This is a genomic window from Burkholderia sp. L27(2015) (assembly GCF_009765705.1).
In the GTDB taxonomy this organism is placed as follows: domain Bacteria; phylum Pseudomonadota; class Gammaproteobacteria; order Burkholderiales; family Burkholderiaceae; genus LMUX01.
In genome coordinates this window covers 795,470-819,070 of the sequence record NZ_LMUX01000021.1, presented here as the reverse complement: position 1 = coordinate 819,070, position 23,601 = coordinate 795,470, and the positions used below count along the sequence as shown (strand labels likewise).

At 59.5% G+C, this 23,601-nt stretch carries 22 protein-coding genes and 1 tRNA gene; 13 read left to right on the top strand and 10 right to left on the bottom strand.

What is annotated here, in order from left to right; all coding sequences use genetic code 11:
- Nucleotides 1-10: 10 nt before the first annotated feature.
- On the bottom strand, nucleotides 11-916 hold the full coding sequence (locus GSQ77_RS22070) for a LysR family transcriptional regulator (RefSeq protein WP_158904878.1): 906 nt from the start codon (nucleotides 914-916) through the stop codon (nucleotides 11-13).
- A 17-nt stretch (nucleotides 917-933) separates the two neighbouring features.
- Here GSQ77_RS22070 and GSQ77_RS22065 point away from each other — a divergent pair, with 17 nt between their 5' ends.
- Complete coding sequence (locus GSQ77_RS22065) at nucleotides 934-2,595, top strand: tetratricopeptide repeat protein (protein WP_158904877.1); 1,662 nt, start codon at nucleotides 934-936, stop codon at nucleotides 2,593-2,595.
- On the opposite strand, the gene GSQ77_RS22060 is transcribed toward GSQ77_RS22065, so the two are convergent.
- Together GSQ77_RS22060 and GSQ77_RS22055 are read right to left on the bottom strand one after the other, a co-directional pair.
- Nucleotides 2,596-3,321 carry a cytochrome c biogenesis CcdA family protein gene (locus tag GSQ77_RS22060; protein WP_158904876.1) on the bottom strand — a complete coding sequence of 242 codons (726 nt, stop codon included), beginning with the start codon at nucleotides 3,319-3,321 and terminating at the stop codon, nucleotides 2,596-2,598.
- Nucleotides 3,321-3,719: a thioredoxin family protein gene (locus tag GSQ77_RS22055; protein WP_158904875.1), complete on the bottom strand. Its 399-nt coding sequence runs from the start codon at nucleotides 3,717-3,719 to the stop codon at nucleotides 3,321-3,323. The genes GSQ77_RS22060 and GSQ77_RS22055 overlap by 1 nt, the downstream gene beginning before the upstream one ends.
- A gap of 302 nt (nucleotides 3,720-4,021) precedes the next feature.
- Between GSQ77_RS22055 and GSQ77_RS22050 the strand changes: the two genes are divergently transcribed.
- The gene (locus GSQ77_RS22050; RefSeq protein WP_158904874.1) at nucleotides 4,022-4,708 is read left to right on the top strand and encodes a haloacid dehalogenase type II; all 687 of its coding nucleotides are present in this window, start codon (nucleotides 4,022-4,024) and stop codon (nucleotides 4,706-4,708) included.
- An 83-nt stretch (nucleotides 4,709-4,791) separates the two neighbouring features.
- Nucleotides 4,792-5,499, top strand: coding sequence for a glutathione S-transferase family protein (locus GSQ77_RS22045; protein ID WP_158904873.1), 708 nt, complete (start codon nucleotides 4,792-4,794; stop codon nucleotides 5,497-5,499).
- 86 nt (nucleotides 5,500-5,585) lie between these two features.
- Here GSQ77_RS22045 and GSQ77_RS22040 read toward each other — a convergent pair whose 3' ends face one another.
- The 3 genes from GSQ77_RS22040 to GSQ77_RS22030 all read right to left on the bottom strand — a co-directional run bounded on the left by GSQ77_RS22040 (nucleotide 5,586) and on the right by GSQ77_RS22030 (nucleotide 8,618).
- Nucleotides 5,586-5,990 (bottom strand): hypothetical protein, encoded by a 405-nt coding sequence (locus tag GSQ77_RS22040; protein ID WP_254067735.1) that lies wholly within the window; start codon nucleotides 5,988-5,990, stop codon nucleotides 5,586-5,588.
- Nucleotides 5,991-6,182: 192 nt separating this feature from the next.
- On the bottom strand, nucleotides 6,183-7,373 hold the full coding sequence (locus GSQ77_RS22035) for a M20 aminoacylase family protein (protein ID WP_158904872.1): 1,191 nt from the start codon (nucleotides 7,371-7,373) through the stop codon (nucleotides 6,183-6,185).
- A 357-nt stretch (nucleotides 7,374-7,730) separates the two neighbouring features.
- The gene (locus GSQ77_RS22030) at nucleotides 7,731-8,618 is read right to left on the bottom strand and encodes a LysR substrate-binding domain-containing protein (protein ID WP_158904871.1); all 888 of its coding nucleotides are present in this window, start codon (nucleotides 8,616-8,618) and stop codon (nucleotides 7,731-7,733) included.
- A 214-nt stretch (nucleotides 8,619-8,832) separates the two neighbouring features.
- Here GSQ77_RS22030 and GSQ77_RS22025 point away from each other — a divergent pair, with 214 nt between their 5' ends.
- The 3 genes from GSQ77_RS22025 to GSQ77_RS22020 all read left to right on the top strand — a co-directional run bounded on the left by GSQ77_RS22025 (nucleotide 8,833) and on the right by GSQ77_RS22020 (nucleotide 10,647).
- Nucleotides 8,833-9,846: an MFS transporter gene (locus GSQ77_RS22025; protein WP_367889688.1), complete on the top strand. Its 1,014-nt coding sequence runs from the start codon at nucleotides 8,833-8,835 to the stop codon at nucleotides 9,844-9,846.
- Nucleotides 9,847-9,866: 20 nt separating this feature from the next.
- Nucleotides 9,867-10,157: an MFS transporter gene (locus GSQ77_RS29990; protein ID WP_367889687.1), complete on the top strand. Its 291-nt coding sequence runs from the start codon at nucleotides 9,867-9,869 to the stop codon at nucleotides 10,155-10,157.
- Between the two features lie 175 nt (nucleotides 10,158-10,332).
- On the top strand, nucleotides 10,333-10,647 hold the full coding sequence (locus tag GSQ77_RS22020; protein ID WP_367889686.1) for a hypothetical protein: 315 nt from the start codon (nucleotides 10,333-10,335) through the stop codon (nucleotides 10,645-10,647).
- 284 nt (nucleotides 10,648-10,931) lie between these two features.
- On the opposite strand, the gene GSQ77_RS22015 is transcribed toward GSQ77_RS22020, so the two are convergent.
- The 4 genes from GSQ77_RS22015 to GSQ77_RS22000 form a co-directional block, all read right to left on the bottom strand.
- Nucleotides 10,932-11,008: transfer RNA gene (locus GSQ77_RS22015), tRNA-Met, on the bottom strand.
- Between the two features lie 77 nt (nucleotides 11,009-11,085).
- The gene (locus GSQ77_RS22010) at nucleotides 11,086-12,738 is read right to left on the bottom strand and encodes an MFS transporter (RefSeq protein WP_158904870.1); all 1,653 of its coding nucleotides are present in this window, start codon (nucleotides 12,736-12,738) and stop codon (nucleotides 11,086-11,088) included.
- 246 nt (nucleotides 12,739-12,984) lie between these two features.
- Nucleotides 12,985-14,601 carry a sensor histidine kinase gene (locus GSQ77_RS22005; RefSeq protein ID WP_158904869.1) on the bottom strand — a complete coding sequence of 539 codons (1,617 nt, stop codon included), beginning with the start codon at nucleotides 14,599-14,601 and terminating at the stop codon, nucleotides 12,985-12,987.
- Nucleotides 14,602-14,639: 38 nt separating this feature from the next.
- A complete protein-coding gene (locus GSQ77_RS22000; protein ID WP_158904868.1) occupies nucleotides 14,640-15,386 on the bottom strand; it encodes a response regulator transcription factor in 747 nt (248 codons plus the stop codon).
- Between the two features lie 254 nt (nucleotides 15,387-15,640).
- Here GSQ77_RS22000 and recA point away from each other — a divergent pair, with 254 nt between their 5' ends.
- The 7 genes from recA to GSQ77_RS21965 all read left to right on the top strand — a co-directional run bounded on the left by recA (nucleotide 15,641) and on the right by GSQ77_RS21965 (nucleotide 23,584).
- A complete protein-coding gene (gene recA / locus GSQ77_RS21995) occupies nucleotides 15,641-16,762 on the top strand; it encodes a recombinase RecA (protein WP_158904867.1) in 1,122 nt (373 codons plus the stop codon).
- Nucleotides 16,763-16,779: 17 nt separating this feature from the next.
- Nucleotides 16,780-17,520, top strand: a complete 741-nt coding sequence (recX, locus tag GSQ77_RS21990; protein ID WP_158904866.1) for a recombination regulator RecX — start codon at nucleotides 16,780-16,782, stop codon at nucleotides 17,518-17,520.
- A gap of 210 nt (nucleotides 17,521-17,730) precedes the next feature.
- Complete coding sequence (locus GSQ77_RS21985; RefSeq protein ID WP_158904865.1) at nucleotides 17,731-18,387, top strand: DUF2889 domain-containing protein; 657 nt, start codon at nucleotides 17,731-17,733, stop codon at nucleotides 18,385-18,387.
- Between the two features lie 11 nt (nucleotides 18,388-18,398).
- Nucleotides 18,399-19,565: an ADP-forming succinate--CoA ligase subunit beta gene (gene sucC, locus GSQ77_RS21980; RefSeq protein ID WP_158904864.1), complete on the top strand. Its 1,167-nt coding sequence runs from the start codon at nucleotides 18,399-18,401 to the stop codon at nucleotides 19,563-19,565.
- 243 nt (nucleotides 19,566-19,808) lie between these two features.
- Nucleotides 19,809-20,693, top strand: coding sequence for a succinate--CoA ligase subunit alpha (gene sucD / locus GSQ77_RS21975; protein ID WP_158904863.1), 885 nt, complete (start codon nucleotides 19,809-19,811; stop codon nucleotides 20,691-20,693).
- 237 nt (nucleotides 20,694-20,930) lie between these two features.
- Nucleotides 20,931-21,575 carry a pilin gene (locus GSQ77_RS21970; RefSeq protein WP_158904862.1) on the top strand — a complete coding sequence of 215 codons (645 nt, stop codon included), beginning with the start codon at nucleotides 20,931-20,933 and terminating at the stop codon, nucleotides 21,573-21,575.
- A 194-nt stretch (nucleotides 21,576-21,769) separates the two neighbouring features.
- Nucleotides 21,770-23,584, top strand: coding sequence for a PglL family O-oligosaccharyltransferase (locus tag GSQ77_RS21965; protein ID WP_158904861.1), 1,815 nt, complete (start codon nucleotides 21,770-21,772; stop codon nucleotides 23,582-23,584).
- The last annotated feature ends 17 nt before the right edge of the window (nucleotides 23,585-23,601 follow it).

The window sequence follows — 23,601 nt, the reverse complement described above, 5'->3', positions numbered from 1 at the left end:
CAAGAACCGGCTATCTTGGGATCAGCACCGGCTTGCGGAAATCACACAATCGCACCGCCTGCTCCGCGACCCACGCACTGAAAGCGGCATGCCCATCGTCGCGGTACACGGCATAGTACCGAACCGTAGGCAGCGGTTCGGTCGCCGGTACGCGCTTGAGCAGTCCCTGTTCGACCAGATCGGAAAAGTACAGCGAAGGGAGATAGCTGATACCGAATCCGGCGATGGTCAGCGCACTCAGCGCGATCAGGCTGTTGCCTGCGTAGGTGCGGCGAATGGCGACTCGCTTCGCGTTGAACCAGCGGTCGAATACGGCATCGACGCCCGAGGTATCGATCTGCATCAGGATCGGATGCCGGGCGATCTCTTCGACTGTCAGCGGTGTGCCGGTATCGAGCAGGGAAGGGCAGCACATCCAGTCGAGATCCATGGTCTGCAACGGCACGGCCGTAAACCCAGGGCCGATCGCCGTGGCCGGCATGATGGCGAGGTCGATGTCGCTGCGATGCAGTTTCGCGCTCAGATTGGTACTCAGGTCGATTTCAGGTTCGAGCGATACGGTGGGGTGAGTCTCGCGTATCTCCTGTATCAACTGGGGCAGCCATGTCAAACCGATCAACTCGGTGACGCCGATCCGAAAGCGCCGCACGACCTCGACCTCCATACCCATGCGCTCCAGTAGGCGGTCTCGCACTTGCAGCATTTCTTCGGTCGATTCGAGTAGTTCCCGGCCTTTGGTGGTGAGTTGCATCGTGCGGTGGTGGCGATCGAGCATGGGCGCATCGAAAAAATCCTCGATTTCGGCGATGCGCTTCGAAATGGCCGACTGTGTCGTATGCAGGCGCTCGGCCGCAGCCCCCAGCGTTTTCAGCTTGGTTACCCAATAAAATGCCTCAAGCTGTTTCAACGTGATCATAAGCGTGGTGTTTTTGGATGAAGGGTAGCGAACCGCTGTTGCCTGCGTTTGTGCTGTACGGGGCGAGGCGCAAGCCGACGGAAGGCGCCGCGGAACAGGGCAAAGGAACCGGACGAATACCGGACATGATAGAGCAATATGGGGGGCGAACCGGCACGCCGCTGTACAATCGCGCTCGATGCGACCGATACAGCTCCGATGCCGCGTATGCCCGATGCGCCGACCGAATATTGCCCAATGCGCTGCCCGATAAGCGGCCTGATCCGATGACTGATGCCGAGCACTTGACCGAGCAAGGCAATGCCCTTGCCAAACTGCAGCGGCCGCTTGAAGCGCTCGCCTGCTACGAACAGGCGCTGCAGTCGCAGCCCGATCACCTCGAAGCGCTGAAAAACCGAGGCAACGTCTTGCGTGCGCTGAACTGTCGCGAACAAGCGCTTGCCAGCTACGCGGTGGCGCTGCAGTTCAAACCTGATTACACCGAGGCGTTGAATAACAGCGCAGTGGTGCTGCAGGAGCTTGACCGGCCCGAAGACGCGTTGACTTACTACGAACGCGCGCTCCAATATCAACCGGTTCGTGCCAGCACACTGGTCAACCACGGCGTCACGCTACAGAATCTAAATCGTCCCGATGCCGCATTGGCCAGTTTTGACGCGGCGATCCGGCTCGAGCCGGGTCTGGCCGAAGCGCACTTTGGCGCGGCCTTGTGTCGCTTGCTGCTGGGCGACTTTGTCGGCGGCTGGCAAGCATACGAGTGGCGTCGAAAAATTCCCGCCTACGCGTCGGTCGTACGCGATTTTACGCAACCGCAGTGGCTTGGCGACGTGCCTGTGCAGGGCAAAACCATCTTGTTGCACGCGGAGCAGGGCTTGGGCGATACGCTGCAGTTTTGCCGCTATGCCCAGGCAGTGGCCGAGCTCGGCGCGACTGTCTGGCTTGAAGTACAGGCGCCGCTGCAAGCGCTGCTGGTGCAACTGCTGGGCATGAAGGGCATCGAGAACATTAAGGGTATTCAGGGCGTGGGTATTACGGATTCAGGTATCAAAGGTGTCTTGGCACGCGGCGATACGCTGCCGCATTTCGATTACCACTGCCCGTTGCCGAGCTTGCCGCTGGCGTTGCGTACCGAGCTTGCAACGATACCGGCGCGTGCAGCTTATCTACAGGGCGATGCCGGCAAGATCGCGGTGTGGTCGCAGCGTCTGGCTGAGTATCGGCGACCGTGGATAGGCGTGGTGTGGTCGGGCAACGTGGCGCACGTGAACGACCGGCATCGCTCGATTCCGCTCGCTCAATTGAACCCGGTGTTACGCGAAAGCGGCAGCTTCATCAGTCTGCAAAAAGAAGTTCCGGAGCCGGACCGCGCCGTGTTCGGGGCGATAGGGTTGATCGACATCGCTGCCGCTTTGCATGACTTTACCGATACCGCTGCGGTACTCGCCTGTCTCGATCACGTGATCACCGTGGATACCGCGGTGGCTCACCTAGCTGGGGCAATGGGACGCCCTGCTACTGTGATGTTGCCGTATCGGCCCGATTTCCGCTGGTTGTTGGAGCGCCCCGACAGCCCGTGGTATCCGTCGCTGCAACTGGTTCGACAGCAGCGGCGTGGCGACTGGAGTGGGGCGATTGCGCAAGTGGCCGCGCGTTTGCGCGAGACACGCCAATCACAGTAATCATAGCGAAGTCGTCAGCGCAGTCAGCCACGCAGGGCTGATAGACAAGAGCGCGGTTTCTACCCTTCGGTCGAACCCCGTAAGGATGAAGACCCCGAGCAAGACGAACAGTGCGCCCAGTGCTAATTGGGTCGCTCGGCCGACCGCCGCAAGCGAGCGCAGCCGGCCCCGCGCCGTACGCGACAACGCGCCCAATATCATCAGTGGAAGCCCCGCGCCCAACCCGAACAGCACCATCAGCGCAGCGATATGGCCGAGATCCTTGCCCTGTGCGGCGAGGGTGGTGGCGGCTCCCAGCGTCGGTCCGACGCAGGGGCTCCAAACCACACCCAACAACAGCCCGATCAGGAACTGGCCCGCTAGTCCGTCGCCGCTTACTGCACCCAGCGCGCTTTGCCCCGTATTGCTGACACGCGAGCTGGCCCTCGCGAATACCGCTTGCAGCGGGGCAATCAGCATCACCAACCCGAACAGCACCATCAACACGGCGGCGACGCGGCGCAACGTCTCCGGGTCCAGGCCTATCGATGCACCGATCGTCGCGATAAATAGGCCGACCGCGGCGAACGACAGGCTAAGCCCGAGCGCCAGGGCCATTGCGCCGAAACGGTGCCGGGTCAACGCAGTGGCGATCAGGATAGGCAGAATCGGCAGCACGCAGGGCGACAATATCGACGCCGTTCCCGCGAAAAAGCCAAGGGCGTAGGTGCCCGGGCCGAACTCCATTACAAGGCCTGTTCGAAGGTCGCGCGTATCGCCTGTTCCTGGGTTTGGCCGGTCGAGCGCGTCACTTCATGCCCCTGCTTGAAGACGACGAACGTCGATTGCTGGGTCACTTTCAGCGATTTTTTCAATGCCACTTCGGTATCGTAATCGGCTAGAAATATGGTGACCGACTTCAATTTCGGATCGGTCGAGAGCCGCTCGACGATAGGCGTCTGGATCTTGCAAGTCGGGCACCATGTGGCGTGCAGATAGACGATCGTGGGCTTGCCTGCCGCCACGTCCTGATCGAACTGCGCTTTGTTGAATGGCACTTCGGCAGCCCATGCGCCACTTGTCAGCGCGGTAAAACACACGCCCAAAACCACACCCGATACATATTTGATGATGCCGGCTTTCATAGTCTCTCCTTCTCCCGTGATGGATAAGTCATCCTTTTGCGGCGCTGCGCTGTTCTCGCAAATTGCGCTGGCAGATTCCTATCATCCGCGATTTGGCGTTTTGGCGCTCGGGAAGCGTCACGCCGTCCGTTTTCGGGCTCTTGCGCTTTTGAACCAAGGCCATGCACTTTTGACCAAGACCATGCACTCTTGAGCCAAGACCACACACGGCGCAGTAAGATAGACCCCACGCGGCGCGATCGCTGGTAGAGTCGGCGGGCGCAAGTGGCCATTAGAGCACCGTTACTTCACGAGGGGACGAAATGAGACAAATCCGCGGCGTCGTGTTCGATCTGTATGGAACGCTTTTCGATGTGCACTCGGTTGCCGGTCTGTGCGACTCGTTCTATCCGGGCCGCGGCCGGGAAGTCAGCACACTCTGGCGACAAAAGCAGCTCGAATACACCTGGCTGCGCAGTTTGATGGACGACTATGTCAGCTTCGAGGACGCCACCGAGCACAGCCTGCTTTTCACGTGCAAACATCTGGGGCTGCCGCTCAACGAGGCCACGCGCTTGAAGTTGTGCGACGAGTACCTCAAGATCAAGCCTTATCCAGAGGTGCCCGCCGCGCTGGCCAAGCTGCAATCAATGGGCATTCCGCTCGCTATCCTGTCCAATGGTTCCGTCAATTCGATCCGTAGCGTGGTGACCAATGCCGGTCTCACACACTGCTTTTCCCGACTCCTCAGTGTCGAGGATGTCAAAGTGTTCAAGCCACATGCGAGCGTGTATATGCTGGCGGAGAAAGCCTTGGGCCTTGAACGCTCGAACCTCTTGTTCGTGTCCTCGAACGCATGGGATGCGTCGGGCGCGCGTCATTTCGGATTCCCCGTGTGCTGGATCAATCGAGTCGGCAACACCTTCGAAGAGCTCGGGCAAACGCCGGATTATGTGGTGGGCGGGCTCGACGAGGTGGCCACGCTGATGAAGAAACTGCTGGACATCTGAAGTACCGGCACCGATCGGATCGATACGATGGGCCATTGTTATTCAAGACCTTGCCTCAACCTTTTTTACTACCAGGGAGTGCCATGATTCGTTTTTATTTTCACCCGACGCCCAATCCCGCCAAAGTCGCGTTGTTTCTTGAAGAGGCCGGCTTGGCTTATGAAGTCGTGCCTGTCGACACGAGCAAAGGCGAACAGCATTCGCCGGAATTCCGCGCCATCAATCCGAACGGCAAGGTTCCGGCCATCGTCGATACCGAAGGCGCGGCGGGTCCGCAAACGCGTGTGTTCGATTCCAGCGCCATCCTGCTTTACCTGGGTGAGAAGACGGGGCGCTTTATGGGCACCCCCGCGGATAGATCAGAGATGCTGTCATGGCTGTTCTTCATTGCGTCTGGACTGGGTCCGTTCTCGGGACAAGCCGTGCATTTCCAGCATGCGGCGCCTGAGAAGTTACCGTATGCCGTGAACCGCTATCGACGTGAAATCGAGCGGCATTACCGTGTGCTCGATGAGCATCTGGCAGGGCGTGACTATATCGTCGGCAACGATTACACGATCGCCGACATGTCTGCCTGGGGGTGGCTGGGTCGCATCGCCAGAGTGCTGCCCGGTGACGACGAAGCGATTGATGCTTTCCCGAACTTGAAACGCTGGTTTCAGGCGATCGATGCACGGCCGGCGGCGCAACGCGCTCGCCTGGTCGGATCAGATCACGCGTTCAAGAAGGTCGTGGATGAAGAGTCGCGACGCGCACTGTTTCCGTCGAACTATCCGGCGGCGGCTCAGTGATGTTGAGTCCAGGTGCTTGCATCAAGAGCGCTTGAGGGCATACAGCCAAAGCGGTCATCGCGGGTATTGAACGCCAGCCGTGCCGTTCAGAATTGTGGGCACGATTCCACTTTCTGAGCTGGCATGGTCGATCCCGGCTCGCCCGGCCGGGCGGGCACGCCTCGCGGCGGGGTTGAGATCAATTGGATGCGATTGACGCCGTCGTTGGCGAACACATATTTTTCATGGCTGCCGGCAGGCTGCCAGTAAGCGCGGTAAAGGTCACCGTCGTGGAATACATGCAGGACGCCGTGCACCGTCTTGCCGCCGCCGACAAAGTCGACGGGTTCGCCTTCGCGCAACAGAAATCCGCCACTCGCCACGTCGCCCGAATTGCTCGACCCGATCAGCGCGCCGCACACACCCTCTTCGGTATTCGGGTAGTCGGGGGCCGCATAGGCGGCCATGGGTATCGTGGCAAGGAGCAACGCGGCAACGGTATTGAAATTCATAGTAGCCTCACTGTCAGACCCGGAAGAGTGTCGTGCCGCGTTTCGTACTTCCATGGCGGCGGGAGACTATCGGGCGCCGCACTTTGTTACTGGAGTCTGTAGTGAGATTACTCGAAGGGGATTCGGTTCCGCGCAAGTCTGCATTCAAGCGCGCATGCGGACTCAAAAGCGCAGCCGCATGCGCTGTCAGCCTTATTGGGGCAAGAACTTTTCGATGAGCCGCACCCAATAGGTCGCGCCGAGCGACAGCACGTCGTCATTGAAGTCGTAGCTGCTGTTGTGCAACATGCAGGGTCCCATGCCGTGACCGTGCTCGCGATGACCACCCTGGCCGTTGCCGATATACGCGTAGCAGCCCGGTCGTTCCAGCAGCATGTACGAAAAATCTTCCGCACCCATGGTCGGATCCACATCGGTTTCCACGTGGTCGGCTCCGACGATATCCTGCATCACGCCAAGAGCGAATTGGGTTTCTGCGTGGGTATTGACGGTCGGCGGGTAGTTGCGCACGAAGTCGACTTCCACGGAACAGTTGTAAGCGGTAGCGGTGGCCTGTGCAATCAGCTTCATCCGCTTTTCGATCAGATCGAGCACATCGACCGAAAAGGTTCTTACGGTGCCACCCAAGGTCGCCACGTCGGGAATGACATTGACGGCGTGCCCTGCTTTCATCTGCGTGATCGATAGCACTGCGGAGTCGATGGGGCGCTTATTGCGTGTGATGATGCTTTGCAGGCCTATGCCGATCTGCATGGCAGTGAAGACAGGGTCGACGCCGTCGTGCGGAATGGCTGCATGCGAACCGACGCCTTTGATACGAATTTCGAACTCGTTGCTCGATGCCTGCGTGGCACCCACGCGCGCGCCGAATTCGCCCGCCGGCATGCCAGGCCAGTTATGTAGCGCAAATACTGCATCGACGGGAAAGCGCTCGAACAGGCCGTCCTCGATCATCGCTTTGGCACCTCCGCCGCCTTCCTCCGCGGGTTGAAAGATGAATACGACGGTGCCGTCGAAATTGCGATGCCGGGATAGATATTGGGCCGCACCGAGCAGCATGGCGGTATGGCCATCGTGGCCGCAAGCGTGCATCTTGTTCTGGTGGCGCGATGCGTGATCGAAGGTGTTGAGTTCGGGGATGGGGAGCGCGTCCATGTCGGCGCGCAGACCGATAGCGCGTTTGCTCGTACCCTTGCGCAACACGCCGACTACGCCGGTCTTGCCGAGCCCGCGGGTGACTTCGATGTCCCAACTGCGCAGTTTTTCGGCGACCAGGTCCGCGGTGCGGTCTTCTTCGTAGCGCAATTCCGGATGCGCGTGGATGTCTCGGCGTATTGCCTTGATCTCGTCATGTGTTTGCTCAATCTCGGCGATGAGTTCCATGCGGCTGCCTTCCTTTTGATAAGTTGGGTCGATTCGATTCATTGTCGATGGCCGAAATCCTTAAGAAAAGCTGATATTTCTTTTCTTTGGATTAAGGAAATATTGTAATTCGCCGGGCTCGATATGCTGTGCGCGGACATATTGGGAAAGGCGTCAGCGGGCATCAAGCAGGCTCAAGCAGGCTCAAGCAGGCTCAAGCAGGCTCAAGCAGGCTCAAGCAGGCTCAAGCAGGCTCAAGCAGGCTCAAGCAGGCTCAAGCAGGCTCAAGCAAGCGGTGAGCAGGCGGTGAGCAGGCGGTGAGCGGACGATGAGCGCGCAACGAGCAGGCAACGAGCAGGCAACGAGCAGGCAACGATTCTACGTTGCGCTGTGCGCACCTGAGCGTTCACGGATGCTGTTCTGGATCATCGTCATCACCGCATGTCGAGCGTGTATCTTCCGCTCCAGCATGCCGACCACACGGCGCGGCGTGCTTTTGGGCAACGGTAGGATGCGCAGAGTGGGGTCCTTGGCCCAAGAGCCGAATTCGAGAAGCGGAACCACGGAAACGCCGGTGTTCTGCCGGACCAGTTCGACGATCACTTCGAGCGAGTTCAACTCGAGGAATTCATTAACGCTCAGGCGATTGTGGCGCAGCCCCCGTTCTATCAGCGCACCGGTACGCTGAGCGCGATCGAAACGCAGAAAAGGGCGCGAGCGCAGCAGTTCGCTGGCGCTTTCAGGCGCAGTTTCTCGACCGCACACGACCACGAGCGGTTCCGAATACAGCGGGGTCCAACTCAGGCTGACCGGCGTTTTGCCGCTGACTTCGATAATGATCGCAGCGTCGATTTCTCCCGCTTCGACCTGGGGCGAAAGAGCCTGCGCTTTACCGGTGAACAGTTTCACATCGAGGTGCGGATGCTCGGCTTTCATCTCAGTCACGACCGATGCGAGTGCGCCCATCACCGAATCCACCGCGCCGATCGAGATCGACCCGGCGATTTCATCGTTCATGCCGGTGAGGCGCATGTTGTCGTAAAGCGCCACCAGACGCTCGGCCTGCGGGAGCACCTCCTTGCCCATGCTGGTAAGCCGGTTGGTTCGGCCCACGCGATCGAATAGCGGACGCTTCAGGTCGTCCTCCAGCGTCTGCATCTGCATGCTGACCGCCGCCTGAGTCAGCGCGACCTTTTCGGCTGCGGCGGCGAAGGAGCCACATCGAGCCACTGCAATAAAAGTTCGGAGAAAGCGGATATTGCTCATGGTCGGCCTCGAGGAATGTTGATCAATGTATCAATTTTTCTTAAGTTTCAGTTTAGAAATTATATATTTTCTTAATTGTGCCACGCGTATGGTGGAGTGGTTGCAGCAGTTCGATCTAGTGAGGGTAATGGCTGCAAAGCCGTCGTCCATACAGTCTGTCAGGCGTGCTTAACAAGCACGATTTCGTTGACTCGTCCCCTGTGGAGCACTTCCGATGAGCACTCTCTCTTCTGCTGCAGACGCGTCCGGTGGTCGTGACCCCGATGTACTGAGCAGTATTTCAGGCCGACGAGCGATCGTGGTCGCCACGATCGGCAATGCGCTGGAATGGTTCGATTTCACGGTGTATAGCTTTTTCGCGGTGGTTATCGCCAGGCTCTATTTCCCGGCGAGCAATCCTGCGATTTCGCTGTTGGCGACCTGGGCGACGTTCGGGGTGGGTTTTCTTACGCGGCCTTTGGGCGGGATCATAATCGGTGCGATTTCGGACAAGGTCGGCCGCAAATCGGCCTTGACGCTGACTATCTCGCTGATGGCGGTGGGCATCGCGTTTATCGCATTCACGCCGACTTATCAAACGATAGGTATCGCGGCGCCGATCCTGATATTGGTGGGGCGGTTGATTCAAGGGTTCTCTGCGGGCGGGGAGGTGGGTTGCGCTACCGCGTTCCTGGTGGAATACGCGCCGCCTAATCGGCGTGGGTATTTCGGTAGCTATCAGATGGTGGCGCAGGCTATTTCCACGCTTTTCGGTTCGCTGATGGGGGCGGTGCTCACCCGGGGTTTGAGTCCGGATCAGCTCATGAGCTGGGGTTGGCGCGTGCCTTTCGTGCTCGGTTTGCTGATTGCGCCGGTTGGGCTTTATCTGCGTACCAAGCTTGCCGAGTCGCCGGTGTTCGTCGAGAAGAGTTCGAAAAATGAACTGAGCGCCACGCCCATTCGCGATACTGCGACCAAGCATTGGATGCAGGTGGCGGCCGGTTTTGGCTTGACGGTGTTTGGGACGGTTGGGACTTACATCTTTTTGCTTTATATGCCGACGCACGCCACGCGGGTTTTGCACATGCCGCTGACCGATGGCTTGGTTAGCGCGGCGTGTGGGGCATTTTGTTATTTGGTGTCCTGTCCTTTGTCGGGAGCTTTGTCTGACCGGATTGGGCGCAAGAAACTGATGATGACCGCGCTCGTGCTTTCGCTGTTCACGGCGATCCCATTTTTTCGCTACTGACTGCGCATCCGAGCCTGCCGATGTTGATCGTGTGCCAGGCGGTACTGATGGTGTATTTGGGCGTATTTCAGGGGTGCTATCCAACTTTTGTTTCAGAATTATTGCCGTCTAGTGTTCGATCGACCGGTATTTCGGTGAGTTATAACGTCGCGGTGATGATTTTTGGCGGGTTTGCGCCGGCGATCGTTCAATGGCTGACGATGACGACCGGGGACGATCTTTCGATCAGTTATTACGTGATGTTTGGCAGTGCGGTGGCATTGCTGACGTTGATACCGTTGAGGGATAGGTATCGGGAAGCACTACGGTAATCATGGCGCTGTGCGCATGATGCACTGCGGCAAAAGCGTTTGCGCAATGGGATTTGCGACAGATATTGATCAAACGGGGGTATCTGGACACTATCTTGTTGTGCGACGTCAACGATGGCGCTTCGGGGGCGTTTACTGAGATGGGGCAATGTGCCTCAACTTCCGAGGGAGCATCATGATGAACAAATTTTTCGCGGTAGTTTTGGCAGGATTGTTTTCGGTCGGTGTAGCTCAGGCTCAAACCGCCGCACCGGCAATGTCGATGTCGGCTCAGGCTTCATCGAGCTGTGCATCGCAAGCGATTGGGAAAGATGGCAAGGCGCTGAGCGGCGCTGCGAAAACCTCGTTTATGAAGAAGTGCGAAAGCAATAGCAAGACTGCTATGGCACCTTCGTGTGACAGCAAGGCTATTGATAAAAACGGCAAGGCGCTGGCGGGTGCAGCGAAGACGTCGTTTATGAAGAAGTGCGAGGCTAGCGCGGGCAAATAAGCCAGTGTTTTGCCGATGAGATTGGCCGGCTATATGCCGGCTTTTTGTTTTTCTGGGTTAGCGTGCTTAGCCCGTCGCCGCGCTATAGGCGGCTTGTACCGCTCGCTCAGCCTGACAATTGGCAGTCTCTCACCAGCGTGGGGGATAAACCCCAATTGGGGGTCTATCAACCCCAATCTGGGTGGCAAATGGCGTGGAGCGCTCTTAACGGAATCGTTTGCTTGATGCAAAGCGCACTCAGCAATAAAAAAGGGGCTAGCTTGCGCTAGCCCCCTTCATACAACTGGTGGCGAATCAGGGACTCGAACCCCGGACCTGCGGATTATGATTCCGTCGCTCTAACCAACTGAGCTAATTCGCCAAAGAGTCGCGAATTATGTCTGGCGCTAGAGCGTCTGTCAACCCCTTTCCTCGCACCACTCACAACCCGCGCCCCAATCACGCGTCGATATTCGTCCCGCGAGTCTCTTTAACAAACAACATCCCGATCACGAACGTGAACAGCGCGAACCCGACCGGATACCACAGCCCCGAATAGATATCGCCTTTGGCTGCCACGATAGCGAACGCGGTAGCCGGCAAGAACCCGCCAAACCACCCGTTCCCGATGTGATACGGCAACGACATCGACGTATAGCGGATCCGCACCGGGAACATCTCCACCAGCATCGCGGCAATCGGCCCGTACACCATGGTCACGAAGATCATCAGGATCGTCAGAATCACGATCGTCATCGGATAGTTGATCGAAGCCGGATCAGCCTTGGTCGGATAACCCGCCGTCTTCAACGTCGCGGACAGGTCTTTGGTGAAAGCCGCGCCCTTGTCTTTCGCGTCCGGCGCCTTGCCGTCGTACGAGCTGATCACCGTGTCGCCCACTTTAACCTGTGCGATCGTGCCAGCCGGCGCTTCGACGTTCGTGTAGTTCAACCCCGCGCGCGAAAGCGAGCTTTTCACGATATCGCAAGACGAAACGAACTTCGACGTGCCGACCGGGTTGAACTGGAACGCGCATTCGCTCGGATCTGCCGTCACCACGATCGGCGATTTGGCGATTGCCGCCTCGAGCGCCGGATTCGCGTAATGCGTCAGCATCTTGAACAACGGGAAGAAGGTCAACGCCGCGATCAGGCAACCCGCCATGATGATGGGCTTGCGACCGATGCGATCCGACAGCGAACCGAAGAACACGAAGAACGGCGTGCCGATCACCAGCGCTGCTGCGATCAGCAGGTTGGCAGCAGTACCATCGACCTTGAGCGTTTGCGTGAGGAAGAACAGCGCATAGAACTGCCCCGTGTACCACACGACCGCTTGACCAATACACAGGCCCAGCAACGCGAGTATCACCACCTTCAGGTTGCCCCAACGAGCAAAGGCTTCTGTGAGCGGCTGCTTCGAAACCGTGCCTTCGTTTTTCATCTTCTGGAAGGCCGGCGACTCACTGAGTTTCAGGCGAATCCAGACGGAGACGGCAAGCAGAATCAACGAAGCCAGGAACGGCACGCGCCAGCCCCAGGAGCTGAACGCATCGTCCGAGATGCTCGAACGGATGCCGACGATCACGATCAGCGACAGGAACAAGCCCAGCGTTGCCGTGGTCTGGATCCAGGAAGTCCAGGCGCCGCGGCGGTTGCTAGGGGCGTGTTCGGCCACGTAAGTGGCCGCGCCGCCGTACTCGCCACCGAGGGCCAAGCCCTGCAGCAAGCGCATCGCGATGAAGATCACCGGCGAAGCGATCCCGACCGAAGCATAGCTGGGCAGCAAGCCGACCACGAAGGTCGACGCGCCCATGATCAGGATGGTGACCAGGAAGGTGTATTTACGTCCGACCATGTCGCCCAGTCGTCCGAATACGATCGCGCCGAACGGACGCACCGCGAAGCCGGCGGCAAAGCTCAGGAGGGTGAAAATAAAGGCGGCTGTCGGGTTCACGCCCGAGAAGAAGGCGCGGCTGATGTACACAGCGAGGGAACCCGCCAGGTAAAAGTCGTACCACTCGAAAACAGTGCCCAGCGATGACGCAAAAATCACACGCCGCTCGGCGTTCGTCATCGGGGCGTGGGAAACTTGCCCGCTTACGGTTGCCATCGTTTGTCTCCGTTTAGGAATATAAAAATAATGGGCGGCCAGCTCGCAGCAGAGCATCGCCGTGAGGCGAGTATCGGTGCCAAAACTTACCTCGAACTGACATTTGTAAGGTGCGATGCACCATGCGCCGGAAAGCGTAAATTTCCAAAAATCACACAAAACCCCAACAAATTCGCCAAAAATCGCCTATTTATTCGTTTTAATGGCGATCCGGATGGTGAGACGGCTGCGCGCCGGAGTGGGAGCCTAGGGTAAGTCCCGCCCCTCTATTTTCGGAAATGTCAGCTTGATCATCGTGCCGGCCAAAGGCGGCGCGCTCTGATAGGGATTTTCGAGGATGCTGAGTTCGCCTTGATGCATGCTGACAATCTCGCGCACGATAGCCAGGCCCAAGCCGCTGCCTTCTCCCGCGCGTCCGAGAATTCGATAGAAACGCTCCAGCACATGCTCGCGCTCGCCCACTGGGATGCCGGGGCCGGTATCTTCGACTTCGACCCATGCCGTGTCGACCGTGGCACCGACTCGCAACGTAATGCGTCCGCCGGCCGGGGTATACCGGATCGCATTGTCGAGCAGATTGCCGAGCATTTCGCGCAGCATGAGCGGGTTGCCTGCCAGCATGACGCGCGCCACGGGTTCTTCGAAGCCCAGGTCCATCTGTTTGGCGAGCGCCGGCAGAACCCAGTCTTGGGTGACTTGCCGCGCCAAGGCAACCAGCTCGACGGGCTCAAACGATTGGGTCGAGACGCGGTTTTCCGCACGCGCCAGCGCCAGTAGCTGGGTGACGAGTCGCGCCGCTTGTTCGGAGCTGGCGGCAATTTGCTCAAGCGAGCGCCGCACTTCAGGCGAAGCGGTTTGGCGCGACGCCAGCTCGGCCTGCATGCGCAAACCGGCCAGCGGAGTTTTCATCTGGTGCGCCGCGTCGGCGATGAAGCGCTTTTGCAGCTCCATGTTTTGTTCGAGGCGCGTTAACAATTCGTTGAATGAGGTCACCAACGGCGCGATTTCTGCCGGAGCCTGCGACGCTTCCAGAGGCGACAGATCGTCCAGACGCCGCGCACGGATATGCGCCTGCAGCGCGTGCAACGGCGCCAGGCCGCGCGACAGGCCGAACCACACCAGCACGATGGCGAGCGGCAGGATCACGAATTGCGGCAGGATCACGCCTTTGATGATGTCGTTGGCGAGATGGCTGCGTTTGCCCAGCGTTTCGGCGACTTGCACCAATGCATAGGTTTGTTCAGGCATGCCGGCCACTTCGGCATAGGTATAGGCAATGCGGATCTGCGTGCCGCGCAGGGTTTCGTCGCGAAATTCCACGACGCCCGGTTGCGGCTTGTCCGCTTCGCTGGGCAGCGGCAGATCGGCGCTGCCACTCACCAGTTTGCCGTGCGTACTGGTAATTTGGTAGTAGATCGTGTCGGTATCGTCGGCGCGCAGGAAATCGCGCGCCGAATCGGGCAGCGAGAGCGTGATGACACCGTTGCGCGGCGTGATCTGGCGCGCCAGCACGTAGACGTCGGTTTCCAGCGAGCGGTCGAAGGGGCCGTTCGCAATCGACTTGGCCACCAGATAAGTCACCGCGATGCTCATCGGCCAGAGCAGCAGCAGCGGGGCGAGCATCCAGTCGAGAATTTCGCCGAACAGCGAACGTGGGCGCTTTTCGGCGGCGCCGGTTTCGTCGGGCGGCGCGAACGGGTTTTTATAGGCTTCGTCTTCGGCCTCGGCACTCAGTATCGTGGCCGAACTCGTGGGTGAGCCTGCAGTTAAGTCCGAAGTTAGGCCCGCGGTTGAGCTCGAAGTTGAGCCCAACCCTGAACTCGACACCGCATCGTCAGAAGCGGGTGGCTGGGTATGCAGCATCGGCGGGCGTGTCACGGACGTACGGGGCGCTCGCGCGCTCAGTGGGCAACGCCGCGCTGGGCACTGTCATCGGCGCTCGCGCCCGGACCGGCTTCGGTGTTGTCGGGTTCAACGGTTGGCGCAGGCTTCTCCAGGCAGTAACCCAAGCCCCGTACGGTTGCGATTCGCACACCGCCCGGTTCCAGTTTCTTGCGCAACCTGTGCACGTACACTTCAATGGCGTTGTTGCTGACCTCGTCGCCCCATTCGCAGAGGTGATCGACCAGTTGTTCCTTGGATACCAGCCGGCCTACTCGCTGCAGCAGTACTTCGAGCAAGCCGAGTTCGCGCGCCGACAAGTCGACCATTTGTTCGTTGATGGTGGCAACACGCCCTACCTGGTCGAAGGCCAGTTGGCCATGCTTGACAATGGTCGGGCCACCGCCCGCGCCGCGCCGGGTCAACGCGCGCACCCGCGCTTCGAGTTCGGACAGCGCGAACGGCTTGGCCATGTAATCGTCGGCGCCGAGGTCCAGGCCTTTGACGCGTTGCTCGATGCTGTCGGCAGCAGTGAGGATCATCACCGGCAACGTGGAATTGCGCGCTCGCAAGCGACGCAATACCTCGATGCCGGACAACTGCGGCAGACCGAGATCGAGAATCATCAAATCGAAGCTTTGCAGCGCGAGCGCGCTATCGGCGTCGGCACCATTGGTGACCAGATCGACCGCATAACCCGAATGGCGGAGGGATCGCAGCAGTCCGTCGGCGAGTATGCTGTCATCTTCGGCAATCAGAATACGCATGAAAGACCCTGCTGGTTGGCACTGTGGGGCTAAGATTGCCGGCTGCGAGCCGGGCGCCGGATGCGCGGGTTTGCTTGTCTCTATATAGTGTGGCCGGATTGTGGCGTGAACGGCACGTTCCGTTGCGAACAATGCTTGCCAAAACCACTGTTTTTTTATACAGTACCGCAGAGCTACCCGGTTTTAGCTGCTTTCAAGTCGCTGGACCGGGTCGTCTGTGACAGACTGCCATTCATCATAGCAAAGGACGATTCATGGAAGATAGCAAGAAGGGCGCAACCGGCCTGACAGCCGAAAAAAGCAAGGCGCTCGCAGTGGCGCTGGCACAGATCGAGAAACAATTCGGCAAGGGTTCGATCATGCGCCTGGGCGCGGGCGAGGCGATCGAGGATATCGGTGTGTGTTCGACTGGCTCGTTGGGCCTGGATATCGCGCTGGGCGTCGGCGGTCTGCCGCGCGGCCGGGTCGTCGAAATCTACGGTCCTGAATCGTCGGGCAAGACCACGCTGACGCTGCAAGTGATTGCCGAGATGCAAAAAATCGGCGGCACCTGCGCGTTTATCGACGCGGAGCATGCGCTCGACATCGGTTACGCGGGCAAGCTGGGCGTGAGCGTCTCCGATCTGCTGGTGTCGCAGCCTGATACCGGCGAACAGGCGCTCGAAATCGCCGACGCGCTGGTGCGCTCGGGTTCGATCGACCTGATCGTGATCGACTCGGTGGCGGCACTGGTGCCCAAGGCCGAAATCGAAGGCGAGATGGGCGATTCGCTGCCGGGCCTGCAAGCGCGCCTGATGTCGCAAGCACTGCGCAAGTTGACCGGTACGATCAAGCGCACCAACTGCATGGTGATCTTCATTAACCAGATCCGCATGAAGATCGGCGTGATGTTCGGCAGCCCGGAAACGACCACCGGCGGTAACGCATTGAAGTTCTATGCTTCGGTTCGTCTCGATATTCGTCGGATCGGTTCGATCAAGAAAAACGATGAAGTGATCGGCTCGGAAACCCGCGTCAAGGTGGTGAAGAACAAGGTGGCACCGCCGTTCCGCGAGGCCATTTTCGACATCTTGTATGGCGAGGGTATTTCGCGTGAAGGCGAAATCATCGATCTGGGCGTGACCGCCAAGATCGTTGAAAAAGCCGGTGCGTGGTACAGCTATAACGGCGAACGCGTCGGTCAGGGTAAGGACAATGCGCGCGAATTCCTGCGCGAGAATCCGGACATCGCTCGCGAAATCGAAAATCGCGTACGCGAATCGCTGGGTGTTGTCGCCATGCCGCAGGGTGAGGGTGCCGCGGCTACCAAGCCTGCCGCTAAGGCTGTCGGTAAAGCTGCCGTCGATGTTGAAGACGACGAGCTCGCGCCTGAGTAAGTTGGCTTCGTCCTCTCATGCGTGAAATACGACCCCGCTCGCCCGCCCAATCAGGCGACGCCGGCGGGGCGCAAGACATTTTTGAACGTGATTCGGAGCGTGAATCACGGCGTAGCAAGCGCCGGGGTACCTCGCCGGCACGTCCACGCTATCCTCAGCGCACAGACGCCACCTCGGCTGAAATCTCTGGCGAGGGCACCGGGACTGGAGCCACAGCCGCAATAGCAAATTCCGTCGCGTCCAACGAGGTTTCCGACCCCTTCGAATCGGAAGTTTCGCCCCCGGCCCGCAGTCTGAAAAGCCGTGCAATCGGATATCTATCTCGCCGCGAATACAGCCGTATCGAGCTGGCGCGCAAGCTGAGCCCGTATCTGGAAGAAACCGACGACCTCGAAGCGTTGCTCGACTCTCTGGAGAGCGGCAACTGGTTATCCGACGCACGTTTCGCGCAGAGCCTCGTGCATCGGCGAGCGTCCCGCCAGGGCGCAAGTCGCATTGTCGGCGAGCTTAAACGCAATTCCGTGGATCCCGAGTTGGTCGCGACATTCGATGCGCAGTTGCGCGACACCGAATGGGCGCGTGCGGAAGCGGTGTGGCGCAAGAAATTCGGCGCGCTGCCGGCGACCCCTGCCGAACGCGGCAAACAAGCGCGTTTTCTTGCCATGCGGGGGTTTTCTCACGCCATCATCGCGCGACTGTTGAAAGGTCAGGGCGCGGACGAGGAAAGCGTCTTTTTTGACGAACCTCCCATCGATTGAAACCGCATTACCGGCAACCGCTAACAGCCCCAAGCAAGGCACGCCGTGGCCTGCAGCGGATCGGGGCATCCTGGCCCGCATTCCCGTTACGACTTCGGCATATCAGGGTATCTCAGTATGTTAAACTTACGCGGCTTTTTGGATCTGCGTAATTTAGTCTTAACTGAGTTTAGTCTTAACTGACCGGTTTCAATCCGGCTCAAACCCGATATGCCGCTTTCCCCGCCCGCCGTTCGTCAACTACGCCATCGTCGTGCTATCAACGTGGAAGCGTTTGAGCGTGAGGATGGGCTATGGGATATCGAAGCGTGCCTGACCGATACCAAGCCCCGCGATACGCGCCTGGGTTCAGGTATCCGTCCTCAAGGTCTGCCGATCCACGAACTGCACCTGCGGGTCACGGTTAACCGTGCACTCGATATCGTAGATGCCGAATCTTCGTCCGATTGGGTGCCCTATCCGGGGCACTGCGACGAGATCAATCCTGCCTACCGGGCGCTGATCGGCCTGAATCTCACCGAAAGTTTTCGCCGTCATGTGGCGCAGCGCCTAGGCGCGCGCGCAGGCTGCACCCACCTCACCGAGTTGTGCGCTGTGCTGCCGACGGCTGCCATCCAGGCAGTCTTCAATCATGATGCGGACCGGTCTCGGGAAACCCCGGACCCCTCCGCAGCACTTGCCCTCGATGGGGAGCCAAGCGAAGCCCCGTTTCAACTCGACCGATGCCACGCTTTGCGCCTGGACGGCGAGGTCGTCAAGCTGTTCTATCCCCGTTGGTATGGCCACACGCCGCGCGCCGTAAAAGGCGTACGCGTTGCACCGGCAAGCCATGCGGGAAATGAAGTACTGTCCAACTCTCAGACCTAAAGGAATCACGGATGAAGATTCACGAGTACCAGGGAAAGGAAATCCTGCGCAAATTCGGCGTTGCAGTGCCGCGCGGCAAGCCCGCTTTTTCGGTGGACGAAGCGGTTGCAGTGGCTACGGAACTCGGCGGCCCGGTATGGGTTGTCAAGGCCCAGATCCACGCAGGTGGTCGCGGCAAGGGCGGCGGCGTAAAGGTGGCCAAATCGATCGAACAGGTTCGTGAGTACGCAAGCCAGATTCTCGGCATGCAACTCAAGACGCACCAGACCGGTCCGGAAGGCCAGAAAGTCAGCCGTTTGCTGATCGAAGAAGGCGCCGACATCAAGCAAGAGCTGTACGTCGGCTTGGTTGTCGATCGCGTGACGCAGAAAGTCGTCGTGATGGCGTCGAGCGAAGGCGGCATGGAGATCGAAGAAGTTGCGGCCAAGACGCCGGAACTGATCCACAAGGTCGCCGTCGATCCGTCGATCGGCCTGACCGATGCCGACGCCGATTCGCTGTCGCAGAAGATGGGCGTGCCCGCCGCTTCGATTGCGCAAGCTCGCGTGATCCTGCAAGGCTTGTACAAAGCGTTCTGGGAAACCGACGCATCGCTGGCGGAAATCAACCCGCTGGTGGTGGCTGGCGACGGCAAGGTCATCGCTCTGGACGCCAAGTTCAACTTCGACTCGAACGCATTGTTCCGTCAACAAGACATCGTCGCTTACCGCGATCTGGCCGAAGAAGATGCGGCTGAAATCGAAGCGTCGAAGTTCGACCTGGCTTACATCTCGCTGGACGGCAATATCGGCTGTCTGGTGAATGGCGCCGGCCTGGCAATGGCGACCATGGACACCATCAAGCTGTTCGGCGGCGAGCCGGCCAACTTCCTGGACGTGGGCGGCGGTGCTACGACCGAGAAGGTTACGGAAGCGTTCAAGATCATGTTGAAGAACCCGGATCTGAAAGCGATCCTGGTCAACATTTTCGGCGGCATCATGCGCTGCGATGTGATCGCCGAAGGCGTGATCGCCGCGTCGAAAGCTGTTTCGCTGAAGGTACCGCTGGTTGTGCGGATGAAGGGCACCAACGAAGACCTCGGCAAGAAGATGCTGGCCGAGTCGGGCCTGCCCATCATTGCTGCCGACAGCATGGAAGAAGCCGCACAGAAAGTGGTTGCGGCCGCCGAAGGCAAGTAAGTTGCACGTGCGGCGCATGGGCGTAGTCCGCAAGCCCAGCCCGACGCAGCGTTGCGTAATGTTGTGCAATGTTACGTAACGTTACGTTGGGCCGGTGCTGGCGGCGCGCAGCATGTCACGCAGGTGAGCCAAGCGAATTCAGTTAAAGGCGTCGCGCCACGTGCAGTCGCCATCGCTCGAAGCCTTTGCGCGATGGATACCACGTTGAACGCGCACGCCGCGCTAACCAGACAGGGGTAATACATGTCGATTCTGATCAATAAAGATACCAAGGTTATTACGCAGGGCATTACCGGCAAGACCGGTCAGTTCCACACTCGTACCTGCCGCGAATATGCGAATGGGCGCGAAGCGTTTGTCGCCGGCGTGAATCCGAAAAAAGCCGGCGAAGATTTCGAAGGCATTCCGATTTACGCTTCGGTGAAAGAAGCGGCAGCCGAAACCGGCGCGACCGTTTCGGTTATTTATGTGCCGCCCGCAGGCGCTGCAGCAGCCATCTGGGAAGCGGTTGAAGCCGACCTGGATCTGGCGATCTGCATTACCGAAGGCATTCCGGTTCGCGACATGATGGCGTTGAAAGACCGCATGCGCCGCGAAGGCCGCAAGACGCTGCTGCTCGGACCGAACTGCCCGGGCACGATCACGCCGGACGAGCTGAAAATCGGCATCATGCCGGGTCACATCCACAAGAAAGGCCGCATCGGCGTGGTGTCGCGTTCGGGCACGCTGACCTATGAAGCAGTCGGTCAGTTGACCGCTCTGGGTCTGGGCCAATCGTCGGCAGTGGGCATCGGCGGCGATCCGGTCAACGGCCTGAAGCACATCGACGTCATGCGCATGTTCAACGACGATCCTGATACCGACGCGGTCGTGATGATCGGCGAAATCGGCGGCTCGGACGAAGAAGAAGCGGCGCATTGGGTCAAGGCCCATATGAAGAAGCCGGTGGTCGGCTTTATCGCTGGCGTGACCGCGCCGGAAGGCAAGCGCATGGGCCATGCAGGCGCTATCATCTCGGGCGGCTCCGGCGGTGCTGACGAGAAGCTGGCAGTGATGGATGCTTGTGGCATTACGGTCACGCGCAATCCGTCGGAAATGGGCCGGTTGATGAAGGCTGCATTGAAGTAATGAACTAAGGCGAGGCGGCGCTCGACGGTTCTTATTGGGCTGTCGGGTACTGCGCCGCGATTAGGGAAAGCGGGTTAACCGAGCGATCGGTTAGCCCGCTTTTTTTTGACCGGCTGCGCGTGGCTCGACTCGATTGCTCGGATTTGGCCATTCGACGCAATGGCCGGCATCGCGATTGCGCCACTATGATGGTCGTGCTGTTGATCCGAGCATGACTTGGGGCTAAGGAGTATTGCGATGTCGGCTGTGTTCATCTGTCCGTCAGCGGTTGACGCTGGTTTAAAGGGGCGTGGGGCTCATGCGGTTCATGCGGTTGCGATTCATACGCCCGGTTCGAGACGCTCCGGGGCGCCGTCGCGTCGCATCGGTAAATACGGTTTCACGCTGGTCGAGCTGATGATCGTGTTGGCGATCGTCGGAGTCGTGGCGGCCTATGCGATTCCCGCTTATCAGGATTATTTGGCACGCAGCCGTGTCGGCGAGGGGCTGTCGCTGGCCGCGTCGGCGAAAATTGCCGTGGCAGAAAATGCATCCAGCGGGACGCCTTTCGGTGCAGGGTACGTCGTGGCGCCCGCGACACGCAACGTCGACAGCGTCCAGATCTCCCCCGATAACGGGCAGATCATCATCACCTACGGTTCGCGCGTCGCACCCGCCGACGCCAACATCCTGGTATTGATGCCATCGACACCCGACGACGCCACGGCGCCTACTGGTCGCGTCGCACTGAGCGCCGGCACGGCGTTAGCGGGGGCGTTGACCTGGGAGTGCTTTGTCGCGGGGAAGGCCGCGTCGTCGCTGCCGGCGCCCGGGGCCGGTCCGTTACCGTCCCCGGCGGCCAGCTTGCCGGCCAAGCTTGCCCCGCCGGAATGTCGAGCCTGAACGAGTTGTCTGATGCGGTGTCAGAATGCGGCGTCTGAATGAGATACCTGCGTGAGATGCCTGAATAAGGTCGACGAATAAGGACCACGTGCTCTGGTACGTTGTTCCTTATACCCACCCGAGCGGTTTCGGTAGCTTGCGCCCCCGACTTTTTGTATAGTGCGCCGGTCGCCGACGATTCTAACTGTGCCCCAATGCCACCGATTTCCGTACGCTTGCCCTACCTGATCCTGCTGGTTCTATCGCTGACGGTGCCTTACCTGGTCGTCGAGCATACCTATCCGATCCCCACGTTCTATTCCGAGTTCGCCGCCTACCTGCTGTATGCGTTTTTGGCGGCCTCGGTAGCCGGCGCCTTGTATGCGCGGCGTCGCGTGCTGGATCTCGACCTGCTGCGGGCGCCCAAAGTGGCATGGGTGCCGCTTGCCCTGGCGGTCTGGCTGCTGCTGCAACTGGTGGTGCTGCACGCACGTCAACCGACGATGAATTTGATGGGCGCGGCCTTTCTGCTCGCTGCATTGATGGCGATGCAGACCGGTTTCTGGGTGCGCCAGATCGGGCTGGTCGACGCCACCATGAAGTGGGGTGCCTACGCGCTGCTGGCCGGCGGAGTGGCCAGCGTCGCCTGCCAAGTGGTGCAATTGACCGGCCAGGAATCGCATTTCTACCCGCTGGTGCTCAGCTACGGCGCCAAGATTGCCCGGCGCCTATACGGCAATATGGCGCAAGCCAATCATCTCGCCACCTACCTATCGTTCGCGATGATGGCCGCGCTCTATCTGGTGCAGACGCGTCGACTGCCGGTGCTTGTATGGTTTGTGCTCAGTGCCGCCTACGCGATGGGCGAGGCGCTCACAGTCTCGCGCACGCCATTTATACAGACCGCGATGATCGTAGCGTTCGGCTGGCTGATAGCGTGGCTGCAGCGACGCGATCCGCTGGACCCCTCGAAATCGCTGCGGCCCTGGCTGATTCCGCTGGTGCTGGCTGTGCTTTACATCGCAGTCAACATACTGGTGCGTTGGGCCAACCAGAAATTCCATCTCGAACTGGACGTCTCGGCCGCCTCGCGTTTTGAAGACGCCGGCCAGATTTCGCCGCGCCTTTCGTTGTGGCGGTACGGCATGGCGATGTTCAAAAGCCACCCGATCACCGGAGTGGGCTGGGGCGGATTTCCCTACTATCAATACGAATTCGCCGATCAGCTAGGCAAGGTCGAGGTCGCTAATAATTCACATGACATCGTGATCGACTTGCTGGCCAAGACCGGCTTGATCGGTACGGGAATTTTTGCGTTCGGCTTGTTGGCCTGGTTGTGGCGAGCACTGCGAACGCCACTGAGCGCCGAACGGCTGATGGGTTTCGCGATCATCGGGCTGGTCGCCATGCACGCGCTGATCGAATATCCGCAGCAATACCTGTTCTTTTTGCTGCCGGTGGCGTTTATGCTCGGTTTGCTCGAGACACGTATGACGCGACGTGTGCCCGCGTTTGCCGCCTGGGGTGCGCAAGCCGTATTGATCGTTGCTGGACTGCTGGCGCTTGCGCCGGTGTTTCGCGATTACCAGCGCTCGGAAGTGCTGTATTACGGCAAGGCGCCGGAGTCCGAATATCGCGCAGCGCCCGCGTTCATTTACGGCGCCTGGGGACAGTATGGCTACGCCACGTTGTTGGCGATGAACAACGCCAATTTGCCCTATAAGCTCGCGATGCACGAGGAAGCATTGACCTTGCTGCCTGGCGATACCGTCCTGAAGCGTTATGCCGTGCTGTTGGCACTCGGTGGCCGCGAACCGGCTGCGCTGGATGTGATCAGCCGCCTGCATGCGTTTGCCCTGGGCGACAACGACTGGCCTGAGAACCTGCGCTCGTTGATTAAAATGTGCGAGGAGCAGGGCGGCGCGCTCAAGGACTTCAAAACCAAGTTGATCTCCGCGTATGGCGCACCGGCCGCAGCCGCTGCCGGCAAAGCCAGCGATGACGACGATGATGACGACGACAGCGAATGAATTTTGCGTCGCCAGTC